Source organism: Pinirhizobacter sp. (genome assembly GCF_036499745.1).
Taxonomy (GTDB): domain Bacteria; phylum Pseudomonadota; class Gammaproteobacteria; order Xanthomonadales; family Rhodanobacteraceae; genus Pinirhizobacter.
Window position 1 is genome coordinate 73,199 of the sequence record NZ_DASYDG010000033.1, and the last position, 12,538, is coordinate 85,736.

Genomic DNA, 12,538 nt, shown 5'->3' on the forward strand with positions numbered 1-12,538 from the left:
CCTCAGGCAGCCGCCATGTCGGGCTCGTCCTCGGTCACTTGTATGTTTCGTCCCGTGGCTGCATCGGCCGCGGCAAGTTCCGTGGCGTAGGCAGACGGCGGGTCCTTGGCAAAGGACACCGCGCAGGAAGGCTCATTCGTGCGCGAGAACAACGCATCCACCCATCCGATGAAGGCCTGCACGCGCGCTGACAGGTGGCGCTTCTGCGGGTAGACGATCCACACCGGCGAGCCGGTGCACACCAGCTCCGGCAGCACCACTTCCAGCATGCCCTTGGCCACCATGCAGGCGGCCATGCAGTGCGGGGCGTAGATGATCCCCAGGTCGTTCACCGCGGCCTGGATCACCGATTCACCATCGTTGATCAGCATGTGCGGCTCGTAGTCCACCTCGATCCGGCCTTCGCTGGTTTCCAGGCACCAGGCCGTGGGCTTTCCGGTGCTCGGGGAGATATGGCGGACCAGGCGATGGTTCTGCAGGTCTTCGATGCTGGTGGGCCGCCCGTGCTTTGCCAGGTAGGCCGGCGAAGCAAACAGCACGTTGCGCAGGTAGCCGAGCTTGCGCGCGATCAGGTTGGAATCGGGCAGGTCGCCGATGCGGATCGCGCAATCGATGCCTTCTTCATTCAAGTCGTAGGGGTAATCGCACATGGACAGATCCAGGCGGATCGCGGGGTATTTCTCCTCGAAATCGGCCAGGTTCTGCATCAATACCGCGCGCCCGATCGACACCGCCACACCCACCCGAAGCTTGCCCGACGGACACGAGCGGGATTCCCCCAGGGCCTCGGTGGCTTCGGCCAGATCCAGCAGGATCTGCTTGCAACGTTCATAGAACGCGCTGCCATCGTCGGTTAAACGCAGGGCCCGGGTAGACCTGAAGAACAGCCGGGCGCCCAGCGTTTCTTCCAGCCGGGCGATGGCCCGGCTGACCCCGGACGGGGTCATGCCCAGTTTCGGTGCCGCGGCGGAGAAGCCCTTTGATTCCACTACCCGCACGAAGGCGGTAATTGCCGAGAAGTCTTCCATCGTGCCACCTATTGATGACTGCTGGTCACAGGACAAATGATTCTACGCCGACTTTTATCCACCGGAGCAAGACCCAGTTACTAACCTGACCGGTCCGGTATTTCTCCGGACCCGAACATTGGGGCTTGTTAGATGAAGACAAAGATCATATTCGCCACGGCGGCAGCCGCGGTGGTGGCAGCATCGGCTTTCTGGTTAGGGCGCCCGGCACCCATCCAGGCCGCGGCCGCCATGCCGGCGCCTGAAGTCACCGTCGCCCAGGTACTGGTGCGCCCGGTGGACGACGCCGTCGCCTTTACCGGCCGGCTGCAGGCGGTGGACACCATTGCGCTGCGCCCGCGGGTCAGCGGTTACGTGGATTCCGTTGAATTCACCGAGGGGGCGCTGGTCAAGAAAGGCCAGCTGCTCTTTCGTATCGACCCCCGACCCTACCAGGCCGAAGTCGATCGCCTGGCAGCCACCCTTGCCCAGGCCAGCTCGGAACTATCGCTAGCCCAGGCCAATGCCTCGCGTGCCGGTCGCCTGCTGGAACAAAAAGCCGTATCGAAGGAAGAAGCCGACCGTCAGCAGACCGCGGCCGTGACGGCGCAGTCGCAGGTGGCGGCCACCACCGCGGCCCTGGCGTCCGCACGCTTGAACCGCGAGTTCACCGAGGTGCGTGCGCCGATCGACGGCCGCGTATCGAACGCGTTGATCACCGCGGGCAACCTGGTGACGCCGAGCGACGTGCTGACCACGGTGGTAAGCGTGAACCCGGTGTACGCCTACTTCGACGTGGATGAACAGGCTTACCTCAAGCTCGACCGCTTGCGACGTGAGCGTGGCCATGCACCGGACGTATCCATGGGCCTGGCCGACGAGCAAGGCTACCCGCATGCGGGCCATATCGACTTCGTCGACAACCAGCTGCGCACAGGCACCGGCACCATCCGCCTGCGCGCGGTGTTCGACAACGCCGATAACTCGTACACGCCGGGACTGTACGCCCGCATCCAGCTTCGTACCGCCGGCAACCATCCGCGCGCGCTGATCGACGACCGCGCCGTGGGTACCGACCTTGGCAACAAGTTCGTCTACGTGGTGGGTAAGGATCGCAAGATCGAGTACCGCCGCGTGGAGACCGGTCCGCTGGTGGACGGCCTGCGCGTGGTCGACGATGGCCTGACCGCCGCCGACAGCGTTGTGGTATCCGGCCTTCAGCACGTGCGCCCCGGCGTGGAAGTGACGCCCAAGACCGTAGCGATGGACTCCCGTCGCAGTGACACCGATCCGCAGGTTGCCAACCGTACGACGAAATCCCCGTCGATCGCGGATGCCGGCCGCTAAGGCAAAGACATGAAAATCGCCCAGTTCTTCGTCGACCGCCCAATCCTGGCGGGCGTCCTCTCCGTGCTTATCGTCATCGCGGGCGGCATCTCGCTGTTCAAGCTGCCGATCAGCGAATACCCCGAGGTCGTGCCGCCTACCGTGGTGGTCAAGGCCAGCTATCCCGGCGCGAATCCCAAGGTGATCGCCGAAACCGTCGCCACGCCGCTGGAAACCCAGATCGTTGGTGTGGAAAACATGCTGTACACGTCGTCGCAGAGCACCAGCGATGGCCAGATGACCCTGACAGTGACCTTCGCCCTGGGCACCAATCTGAACGATGCCCAGGTGCAGGTGCAGAACCGCGTGTCACAGGCCCTGCCGCGCCTGCCCGAAGAAGTGCAGCGCCTTGGCGTGACCACGCAGAAGAGCTCGCCCGACCTGACCATGGTCGTGCATCTGATCTCGCCCGATAACCGCTACGACATGCTGTACCTGTCCAACTACGCGCGCCTGCACGTGAAGGACCAGCTGGCACGCCTGGATGGCGTGGGCGACGTGCAGATCTTCGGTGCCGGTGAATATTCCATGCGCGTGTGGCTGGACCCGGACAAGCTCGCCGCGCGCAACATGACCACCGGTGACGTGATCAAGGCCATCCGCGAGCAGAACGTGCAGGTGGCCGCCGGTGCGCTCAATGCCCCGCCCGGCCCGAACAACAATGCCTTCCAGGTGAACATCAACACCCAGGGCCGCCTGACCACCGAAGACCAGTTCCTCGACATCGTGGTGCGCAGTGACGCCCAGGGGTCGGTGACGCACCTGCGTGATATCGGCAAGGTGGAACTGGGTTCCAACAGCTACGCGCTGCGCAGCCTTCTGAACAACAAGGAAGCCGTGGCGGTGCCGGTGTTCCAGCGCCCCGGTTCCAACGCGATCAACATTTCCGACCAGGTCCGTGCCGAGATGGCCGTACTGAAGAAGGACTTCCCGCAAGGGATGGATTACAAGATCGTCTACGACCCTACTGTATTCGTGCGCGGCTCCATCGACGCGGTGGTGCATACCCTGTTCGAAGCCATCGCCCTGGTGGTGCTGGTGGTGATCCTGTTCCTGCAGACATGGCGCGCCTCGGTGATCCCGCTGATCGCCGGGCCGGTGTCGTTGATCGGCACCTTCGCGGTGATGTATATCGCAGGCTTCTCGCTGAACGCACTTTCCCTGTTCGGCCTGGTACTGGCCATCGGTATCGTGGTGGACGACGCCATCGTGGTGGTGGAGAACGTCGAGCGACATATCGAACTGGGCCAGCCACCACTGGAGGCCACGCGCGCGGCGATGAAGGAAGTGACCGGGCCCATCGTGGCCACGGCGCTGGTGCTGTGTGCGGTGTTCATCCCGGCGGCGTTCATCAGCGGCCTGACGGGCCAGTTCTACCGCCAGTTCGCCCTCACCATCGCCATCTCCACGGTGATCTCGGCCTTCAACTCGCTCACCCTTAGCCCGGCGCTTTCGGCGCTCCTGCTCAAGGGCCACGACGCGAAGAAGGACAAGCTCTCCATCCTGCTCGAACGCGGCCTGGGCTGGCTGTTCCGTCCGTTCAACCGCATGTTCGTGCGCGCCTCCAATGGTTACGTGGGCGGCGTCAAGCGCGTGCTGGGCAAGGGCTCGGCGGCGCTGGTGCTTTACGCAGGCCTGGTGGTGCTGGCCTTCGCAGGCTTTGCCCATGTGCCCACCGGCTTCGTGCCGCCGCAGGACAAGCAATACCTGGTGTCGTTCGCGCAGCTGCCCGATGCCGCTTCGCTGGACCGGACCGAAGGCGTGATCCGCCGCATGAGCGACGTGGCTCTGAAGCAGCCTGGCGTGGAAAGCGCCGTGGCCTTCCCCGGCCTGTCGATCAATGGCTTCACCAACAGCACCAACTCCGGCATCGTCTTCGTCACCCTGAAGCCCTTCGACGAGCGCCGCGATCCGAGCCTGTCGGCCGGCGCCATTACGGCAGCGCTCACCCAGAAGTATTCGGCGATGCAGGACGCTTACATCGCGATCTTCCCGCCGCCGCCCGTGAATGGCCTGGGCACCATCGGTGGCTTCCGTATGCAGGTGGAAGACCGTGGCGACCTCGGCTTCGAAGAGCTGTACAAGCAAACCCAGGGACTGATCGGCGCCAGCCACAAGACACCCGCCCTGGCAGGATTGTTCTCCAGCTACCAGGTATCGGTGCCGCAGGTGGATGCGGATGTCGATCGCGAAAAGGCCAAGGCCGAGGGCGTGGACCTGGGCGATGTATTCGAGACCATGCAGTCGTACCTGGGTTCGCTGTACGTCAACGACTTCAACCGCTTCGGCCGCACCTATCAGGTGAACGTGTCGGCGGATCCGTCGTACCGCCACGAGCCAAGTGACATCCTGCGCCTGAAGACCCGCAATGCAGCCGGTGAGGCCGTGCCGCTGGGCTCGTTCGTCACCGTCAGGCAGGGCGTGGGTCCCGACCGCGTGCAGCACTACAACGGCTATCCCACCGCCGAGATCAACGGCGGCGCGGCCCCCGGGTTCTCTACCGGCCAGGCCCAGGACGCGATGGAGAAGCTGGCGAAGGACAACCTGCCCAACGGCATGTCGTTCGAATGGACCGAACTGACCTACCAGCAGATCCTGGCCGGCAACACGTCCGTCGTGGTGTTCCCGCTGTGCGTGCTGCTGGTGTTCCTGGTGCTCGCATCCCTGTACGAAAGCCTGTCGCTTCCGCTGGCGGTGATCCTGATCGTGCCGATGGTGCTGCTGTCCGCCATTTCCGGTGTGTTCCTTACAGGTGGCGACAACAACATCTTCACTCAGATCGGCTTGATCGTACTGGTGGGGCTTGCGTGCAAGAACGCCATCCTGATCGTGGAGTTCGCCAAGGATGCACAGGAGCGTGGACTGTCGCGCCGTGACGCGGTGCTGGAAGCCGCCCGGCTACGCCTGCGTCCGATCCTGATGACATCCTTCGCCTTCATCATGGGCGTGGTGCCGCTGGTGACGTCCCACGGTGCCGGTGCCGAGATGCGCCATGCCATGGGCGTGGCGGTGTTCGCCGGCATGCTCGGTGTCACCTTCTTCGGGCTGCTGTACACCCCGTTGTTCTACACCATCATCCGTGGCTGGACCGAGCGCTCTGCCGAGCGCCGGCGCCTGCGCCGCGAACACGCCGCGCTAGAAGCGCAGGGCGCTGGAGAACACTGATGCCTACTCCGTTCCGTTATACGGCGATCTTCGCCGCCCTGCTCGCCGCCGGCTGCGCCAGCGTCGGTCCCGACTACAAGGCACCGGTTGAAAAACCGGTGGCCTTGATCGGCGCCGATGCCCACGCCCAGGCGCCTGAGCCGGTACCCGCCCAATGGTGGTCACAGTTCGGCGATACCACGCTGGATGCGTTGATCACCCAGGCGGCAAAGAATGCGCCCGACCTTGCCATTGCACAGGCGCGGCTGCGTGAAGCGCGGGCATACCTGGGCACGGCGAAGTCGGCCCAGATTCCCGATATCGAAACCGGTGCGTCCTATTCCCGTGCCAGGGAACAGCAGCCGGGCTTTACCGACCAGCGCACCACCATCACCAGCTACCAGGCAGGCTTCGACGCCTCATGGGAGCTGGACCTCTTCGGCGGCATCCGGCGTCAGGTGGAAGCAGCACGTGCGGATGTAGGTGCAGGCGAAGCCTCGTTGCAGGATGCACAGGTCACCCTGTTCGCCGAAGTGGCGCGCAACTACTTCGAGCTGCGTGGCACGCAGCTGCGCATCGATGTTGCCCATCGCAACATCGACAACCAGCGCGAGACGGTGCGGCTTACCTCCGCCCGTGAGCAGATCGGCTCCGGATCGGAGCAGGACGTGGCCAGCGCGAAGGCACGCCTGGCGGCGACCGAAGCCGCCCTGCCCTCGCTGGAGGCCAGTGCGTTCGCTTCACAGGCACGCATCGCCGTGTTGCTGGGCGAGCGTCCGGGCGAACTGGGCGTGGACCTTTCGCCTTCCAGCTTCCACCCCATCGATACGGCACTGCCCATCGGCGCCGCCGACGACGTGCTGCGCCGCCGCCCCGATGTACGCATTGCCGAGCGCAACCTGGCTGCCGCCAACGCGCGCATCGGCGTGGCGAAGGCCGAGTACTTCCCGCACATCTCGCTGGGCGGTTTCGTCGGTTTCCTCGCCGGCCGCAGCAACGACTTCGGCGGCGCGGACAGCCGTGCATGGTCGATCGCGCCCAGTATCAGCTGGTCGGGATTGAACGTGGAGAAGGTGCGTTCGGGCGTCAAGGCCAGCGAGGCCAGGGCCGACGAAGCCCGCGCCACGTACCAGCGTACGGTGCTGCAGGCCATCGAGGATGTCGACAATGCGCTGGTGAGCTACAACCACCAGCACGAGCGGGTCGGCAGCCTGATCGAACAGGCCAACCAGAGCCGCCGCGCCGCGGACCTGGCGCAGATCCGCTACAAGGAAGGTTCGACGAGTTTCCTGGAACTTCTCGACGCGCAACGCACGCAACTGGCGGCGGAAGACCAGCTGGCTGAAGGCGAGGCGGCGATCAATACGCGTGCGGTACAGATCTACAAGGCGTTGGGTGGCGGTTGGGCCGGCAACGAAAACGTCGCCACGCGCTAAAGCGTGGCGGAATACCGCGGCGCACGGGAGATCCCGGCGCCGCTACAAGCGAAGCCCAGACGCACCGAACATACCTTGATGGCTCAGACGACAGCGACGCGCTCGTTGGTGGGTAATCGCTGGAACTCGTTATCGGACGCCCTTGCTGGCTCGCCGCGTTCCTCGCCGTCCGACTGGCTCATTTTCCATTGCTCCCTTCAGATACCGACCAGCATCGCTCCATGCGATTTCGACCCCGCGTGACGCATCACTGAGAATCGCCTCACGACGATTGCGGTGGTAGGAGGCCTGACCCACGCCAAAAACGCTTATCAGGCCCCGAACGAACGCATTGGATTCGGTTTTAGTGGCCATCGTTGCTGACTCCTACCCGTGCTGGGCGTGCGAATAAGTGTATCCACATCACACGCCTCCTGCGACTAACCCAGTGTAGGTGCCGTCCGCTTCTTCACTGCATAACCGATTGCCAGCAACACGAACCATACAGGGCTAGCCATCAGCGCGGCACGCGTATCGGCCTGCAACGTCAACAGCACCAGTACGAAGACGAAGAACACCAGACAGGCCCAGCACATGAACACACCGCCGGGCATCTTGTACTTCGATGCCTCGTGCAGATGCGGACGCTTGCGCCGGTACGCCATATAGGCGAACAGGATCAGCGACCAGACGAACATGAAGAGCACGGCTGAGAGCGTGGTGACCAGCGTGAACGCAGTGACCAGATCGGGCACCACGTACACCATCGTCGCGCCCAGCAGCAGGATGAAGCATGAGAACAGCAGCCCGCGCGCGGGCACGGCGGCCTTCGACAGCCTGGAGAATGCCTTCGGTGCATGGCCTTCCTCAGCCAGGCCGTAGAGCATGCGGCTGGTGCTGAAGATGCCGCTGTTGGAGCTGGAAGTGGCCGAGGTCAGCACCACGAAATTGATCAGGCTGGCCGCGGCGGGGATCCCCGCCAGCACAAACAGTTCTACGAACGGGCTCTTGCCCGGCAGCACCTGGCGCCAGGGCGTGACCGTCATGATCACCACCAGGGCCAGCACGTAGAAGATGATGATGCGCACGGGGATCGAGTTGATCGCCTTGGGCAGGTTGCGCTCAGGGTCAGCGGTTTCCGCCGCCGTGGTACCCACCAGCTCAATGCCGACGAAAGCGAACACGGCAATCTGGAACCCGGCGAAGAAACCACCGATTCCCGTGGGGAAGAAACCGCCGTCGTTCCAGAGGTTGGCAAGGCTCGCCTTGTTGCCCGAAGACGAGGTGAAGCCCCAGGCCACCAGGCCCACGCCTGTGATGATGAGCGCCACGATGGCGACGATCTTGATCAGCGCGAACCAGAATTCCATCTCGCCGAACAGCCTTACCGTGACCAGGTTCAAGGTAAGCAACAGCAGTACGCAAAGCACCGCGGGTATCCAGGCAGGCATGCCCGGGAACCAGTACTGCACGTAGGCGGCGATGGCGATCACATCGGCAATCGCCGTGATGATCCAGCAGAACCAGTATGTCCAGCCGCAGTAGAAGCCTGCCCATGGGCCCAGGAGGTCGGTGGAGAAGTCGATGAACGACTTGTATTCGAGGTTCGACAACAACAACTCGCCCATCGCCCGCATCACGAAGAACAGCATCACGCCGATGATCAGGTACACCAGCAGGATCGACGGCCCGGCCAGGCTGATGGTTTTCCCCGACCCCATGAATAACCCGGTACCGATGGCACCGCCGATGGCGATCAGTTGCAGGTGGCGGTTGGAAAGACTGCGGCGGAGGTGATCGGGCTCAGGTTGCATCGAATGGGATCGCTCGCGGGATATTCCCTCTGACGATAGCAGCCATGCGGCCCGCCGCGAAGCCGTGCCCTGGCCGGATCTACCGGCCCACCATCATGGCAAACCACTCCCAGCCCCGCAGACGTCCGGCCACCAGCTTGGCGCTGGTAAGCATCGGCACCGCCAGCAACGCGCCCGGGATGCCCCACAGCCAGCCCCACACCAGCAGCCACAACAGGATGGCCACCGGCGACAGCCGCATGCGGCGGCCCTGGATCAGCGGGGTGATCACGTTGCCCTCGATGGCCGTGATCGCAGCGAAGCTCAACGCGGGCAACATGGCCGTACCGGCATCGTTGAAGTGCAGCAGACCCACCAGGCATAACACCACCGTGGTGGTAATGGCGCCCACGTAAGGCACGAAGTTGAAGAGCATGGCCACCGCGCCCCACAGCAGCGGGTCGGGCACGCCATAGCCATAAAGCATCGCCGCGGTGATCAGGCCCAGGCCGGCGTTGATCGCCATCGTTGTCAGCAGGTACCGCGATACCTCCGACTGGATACTTCGCACGATCGATACCGTGTGCCGCTTCTGGGCGAAGGTCGGCGATACCTCCACCGCCCGCCGCAACAGTTCATCGCCATAGATCAGGAAGAAGAACACCAGCAGCGCCACGGTCAGCACGCTTGCCATCACCTTCGGCGCACCGGTGATGACATCCCATGAACTGAATACCGCCACCGGCGCCGGCTGGCCGGCACGCGGGTTGCCGCCCACCAGGTTCTGCGTGGCACGGCTGGCCGCTTCCAGTTGCTGCGTCATGGGTTTGATCTTCGGCGCCAGCTGGCGCATGGCTTCAGGCGCCTGGTGGAACCAGTTCAGCGCCGCCGGCGCCAGCATGCTGGTGCCGCCGCCTACGGCCCCGCCCAGGGCCAACATCACCACGCAGGCACTGAGCCAGCGTGGTACCCCCAACCTTGCGCCAAACGAAACGATGGGGTTCAGTCCCAGGCCGATGAAGCCGGCCAGCAACAAGGGGATCAACAGCGGCTTGCCGATGGTCACCGTGTAAATGATGGCCAGGAACAGCATGGTCTGCAGCACCAGTCGGATCGACCGCATGTGCCGCGAGATGCGGCGGATCGAGGTGCCATTGAGCTTGCGGTGGTGTTCGCGAAGGATCGGCGCTTTCAACAAGGCCGCGGCGCCGGGGGCCACGGCTGGTGTGGCCGGGGTCGGCGGCGTCGCCTGCAGGTCGCTCATGAGTTGCCGCCGTCCCCGCCACCCATGAAATTCCCGGCGGCGAGCATCACCGCGCGGGTGGCAAGTTCCGTCGCTCCACCGGAAAGCATCGAAACCAGCCCCGGCACGCGCAACGGATTGACATCCAGCACGCCAAGCACCACGCCCACACCCGTTGCGGCGGACACCACTGTCAACGGATGCTCATAGCCCTTGGCGTAGAGCGATGCCGCCAGTGCGGCCACGGCTTCGCGCGAAGCGCGGACCTCAGCCTGGGCCAGGCGGACGGCGGCGATGTTCTTGAAGACGCTCATGTTCTGCCCCTTCCTTTCGACCGCGTTCGGTCGCCTCGTGTACCAGGGCGCGCATTTCCGCGCGCGTCACCGGCATGCCCAGCCAGGCCATGCACCGCTTGAACACGGTGATGGCGCCCAACAGCAACAGCAACTGGATCACTGCCAGCGCACCCAGTGCCCAGGCCCACGATCCGAACCATTGGGCCAGACCCCAGCCCAGCAGCGCGAGCAGTGTAAGGCCCAATGCCACCGCAAAGGTGGTGGCGGCCAGTGCCATGAACAGCATCACCACGATGCCGCTTTTGGCCAGCCGCACCTCCGCCCCGAAAAGCTTGAAATGGCTTCCGAAGACCTGCCTGATCCCACTGGCAAGCTGGCCCAACTCCGCCGTCCAGGAGGGTTCCGGTGGGTTCGGCGGATCTTCCGGCGGCGGTACGCCGGCAGTTCCTGGATCAGTCATCCGCCGCCCCTGGTCGTCTGGTTGGGTACAGGTGCGTGATGATCAGCGACGCAGGATGCGGCCGGCAAGCCAGCCGGCGGCCAGCGCGATGGCGAGCGACTGGACTGGCTTCTCGCGGACGTATTCGCGGGCGGTTTCCAGCCATTCGTCGGTGCGTTCGCGGGCGTCGCCAACCACTTCACGCGCACGCTCTGAGTATTCATTGACCTTTTCCGTGGCATGGGTGGCACCGGCAGCGGCCTTGTCGGTGGCGCCATGCAGGCTTGTCTCCACTTTATCGGCCGCGCGGTCCACCGCGTCCTTGGTCTTCTCCACCGCGTTGCTGGTGGCCTGCTTCACGCGCTCGGCGCGCTCCTCGATACGTTCGGCGGCGCTGACCGTGTTGGCGGCAGCGACGACGGCCGGTTCGACCTGCTTATTCATGGGGATCTCCAGTCCGGGCGGGTGCTCGCCACGTAGCCACCTTAGGGTAGTGGCACGCGGTCTTGCTTAACCATTAAGGCCCGCCCCGCGCGCACTGGGCGTGAACGAAGTGCGGGTAAAACCACGACGCGCTGTGCGGGCGTTCATTTTCCTGATTTCTTGCCGGTTTTCGGCGCATCCTTCCTGGGCGCGCCAGGTACCTTGGTATAAGTCACGCGGTATACCGCCCCGGCCAGGTCATCGCTCACCAGCAGTGAGCCATCGCCCAAAGGCTGCACGTCCACCGGGCGCCCCCAGGCCTGTTCACCCTGCTTGAAGCCGTCGATGAACACCTTGTAGTCGCTCACCCGATCGCCCTGGATGTCCACGCTCATCACCCGGTAGCCGGATTTGGCACTGCGGTTCCACGAACCGTGTTCGGCGATGAACAGCACCTGGTGATAATCGCTGGGGAACGCCTTGCCTTCATAGAAGCGAAGGCCCAGCGCCGCCACATGCGCCCCCAGCTTCAACGCCGGTGGCGTGTAATCGGCGCAGTGCTTGCCCTTGCCGAATTCCGGATCGAGCGTGTCGCCCTGGTGGCAGTAGGGAAAACCGAAATGCTGGCCCGGCTTGGTGACATGGTTGAGTTCGTCGCTGGGCAGGTCGTCGCCCATCATGTCCCGCCCGTTGTCGGTGAGCCACAGGGTGCCGTCCTGGTTCCAGGTGAAGCCCACGGTGTTGCGCAACCCCAATGCTACGTCTTCCACACCCGAGCCATCGGGATTCATGCGGGTGAGCTTGGCGTAGCCTTTTTGATCGCAGACGTTGCACGGTGCGCCGATCGGCACGTACAGCTTGCCATCGGGTCCGAAGGCGAGGAATTTCCCACCGTGATGGGCGTCGCGGGTGAGCTTGTCGGTCACCAGCTCAGGCTTCGGCGGGTCATCCAGGTGGCTTTCGATGTCGCGCAGCACCACGATGCGGCTGATCGCCGATATGTAAAGATCGCCGCCCTTGAAGGCGATGCCGATGGGCTGGGTCAGCCCGCTGGCCACCACGCGCACCTTGTCCGCCTTGCCCGAACCGTCGGTATCGGTAAGCGCGTAGACCTTGCCGGCGTCACTGGAGCCGACGAAAACCGTGCCATGGCCGCCGATGGCGATCTCGCGCGCATCGGGCACCTTGTCGCTATAGATGGCGATATGGAAGCCCGGCGGCAGGGTGAGCTTGTCGAGCTCCGGCGCCGCGTAAGCCGCCGGGGCGAGGGCCACCAGGCCCAGGATAGTGATCAGTGAAGCGCGCATCGGGGCCACTCTCGCCGGCTGGGCCGCTGAGGGTACTACCCGCGCCCTCGCCCCTGCCATCGTCCGGTTGCCGGGTATGGCGAAA

The 12,538-nt window shown here is 64.3% G+C and carries 10 protein-coding genes; 3 read left to right on the forward strand and 7 right to left on the reverse strand.

The genetic code is table 11. The features are described from left to right. Positions 1–2: 2 nt before the first annotated feature. Positions 3–1,028: a LysR family transcriptional regulator gene (locus tag VGM61_RS13030; protein ID WP_331523262.1), complete on the reverse strand. Its 1,026-nt coding sequence runs from the start codon at positions 1,026–1,028 to the stop codon at positions 3–5. A 132-nt stretch (positions 1,029–1,160) separates the two neighbouring features. Here VGM61_RS13030 and VGM61_RS13035 point away from each other — a divergent pair, with 132 nt between their 5' ends. Genes VGM61_RS13035 through VGM61_RS13045 form a run of 3 tightly spaced genes read left to right on the forward strand, consistent with a single transcriptional unit; the run spans position 1,161 to position 6,973 of the window. Further along, positions 1,161–2,354, forward strand: a complete 1,194-nt coding sequence (locus VGM61_RS13035) for an efflux RND transporter periplasmic adaptor subunit (RefSeq protein WP_331523263.1) — start codon at positions 1,161–1,163, stop codon at positions 2,352–2,354. A gap of 9 nt (positions 2,355–2,363) precedes the next feature. Next, positions 2,364–5,558 carry a multidrug efflux RND transporter permease subunit gene (locus VGM61_RS13040; RefSeq protein WP_331523264.1) on the forward strand — a complete coding sequence of 1,065 codons (3,195 nt, stop codon included), beginning with the start codon at positions 2,364–2,366 and terminating at the stop codon, positions 5,556–5,558. Beyond that, positions 5,558–6,973, forward strand: coding sequence for an efflux transporter outer membrane subunit (locus tag VGM61_RS13045; RefSeq protein WP_331523265.1), 1,416 nt, complete (start codon positions 5,558–5,560; stop codon positions 6,971–6,973). Before VGM61_RS13040 ends, VGM61_RS13045 begins: the two co-directional genes overlap by 1 nt. A 419-nt stretch (positions 6,974–7,392) precedes the next feature. Here the strand turns inward: VGM61_RS13045 and cycA are convergent, their stop codons facing one another. From cycA to VGM61_RS13075, 6 genes are all read right to left on the reverse strand, one after another. Further along, the gene (gene cycA / locus VGM61_RS13050) at positions 7,393–8,766 is read right to left on the reverse strand and encodes a D-serine/D-alanine/glycine transporter (protein WP_331523266.1); all 1,374 of its coding nucleotides are present in this window, start codon (positions 8,764–8,766) and stop codon (positions 7,393–7,395) included. Between the two features lie 79 nt (positions 8,767–8,845). Beyond that, positions 8,846–10,009, reverse strand: coding sequence for an AI-2E family transporter (locus VGM61_RS13055; protein WP_331523267.1), 1,164 nt, complete (start codon positions 10,007–10,009; stop codon positions 8,846–8,848). Then, positions 10,006–10,302 (reverse strand): hypothetical protein, encoded by a 297-nt coding sequence (locus VGM61_RS13060; protein WP_331523268.1) that lies wholly within the window; start codon positions 10,300–10,302, stop codon positions 10,006–10,008. Before VGM61_RS13060 ends, VGM61_RS13055 begins: the two co-directional genes overlap by 4 nt. Beyond that, positions 10,256–10,744 (reverse strand): ABC transporter ATP-binding protein, encoded by a 489-nt coding sequence (locus VGM61_RS13065; RefSeq protein WP_331523269.1) that lies wholly within the window; start codon positions 10,742–10,744, stop codon positions 10,256–10,258. The genes VGM61_RS13060 and VGM61_RS13065 overlap by 47 nt, the downstream gene beginning before the upstream one ends. Before the next feature lie 42 nt (positions 10,745–10,786). Continuing rightward, positions 10,787–11,167 (reverse strand): hypothetical protein, encoded by a 381-nt coding sequence (locus tag VGM61_RS13070; RefSeq protein ID WP_331523270.1) that lies wholly within the window; start codon positions 11,165–11,167, stop codon positions 10,787–10,789. A 143-nt stretch (positions 11,168–11,310) separates the two neighbouring features. Then, a complete protein-coding gene (locus VGM61_RS13075) occupies positions 11,311–12,453 on the reverse strand; it encodes a PQQ-dependent sugar dehydrogenase (protein WP_331523271.1) in 1,143 nt (380 codons plus the stop codon). Between the last annotated feature and the right edge of the window lie 85 nt (positions 12,454–12,538).

Bases quoted from the DNA above. Each gene is read 5' to 3' on its own strand.
- VGM61_RS13030 (WP_331523262.1), bottom strand. From the start codon at position 1,028: ATGGAAGACTTCTCGGCAATTACCGCCTTCGTGCGGGTAGTGGAATCA.
- VGM61_RS13035 (WP_331523263.1), top strand. From the start codon at position 1,161: ATGAAGACAAAGATCATATTCGCCACGGCGGCAGCCGCGGTGGTGGCA.
- VGM61_RS13040 (WP_331523264.1), top strand. From the start codon at position 2,364: ATGAAAATCGCCCAGTTCTTCGTCGACCGCCCAATCCTGGCGGGCGTC.
- VGM61_RS13045 (WP_331523265.1), top strand. From the start codon at position 5,558: ATGCCTACTCCGTTCCGTTATACGGCGATCTTCGCCGCCCTGCTCGCC.
- cycA (WP_331523266.1), bottom strand. From the start codon at position 8,766: ATGCAACCTGAGCCCGATCACCTCCGCCGCAGTCTTTCCAACCGCCAC.
- VGM61_RS13055 (WP_331523267.1), bottom strand. From the start codon at position 10,009: ATGAGCGACCTGCAGGCGACGCCGCCGACCCCGGCCACACCAGCCGTG.
- VGM61_RS13060 (WP_331523268.1), bottom strand. From the start codon at position 10,302: ATGAGCGTCTTCAAGAACATCGCCGCCGTCCGCCTGGCCCAGGCTGAG.
- VGM61_RS13065 (WP_331523269.1), bottom strand. From the start codon at position 10,744: ATGACTGATCCAGGAACTGCCGGCGTACCGCCGCCGGAAGATCCGCCG.
- VGM61_RS13070 (WP_331523270.1), bottom strand. From the start codon at position 11,167: ATGAATAAGCAGGTCGAACCGGCCGTCGTCGCTGCCGCCAACACGGTC.
- VGM61_RS13075 (WP_331523271.1), bottom strand. From the start codon at position 12,453: ATGCGCGCTTCACTGATCACTATCCTGGGCCTGGTGGCCCTCGCCCCG.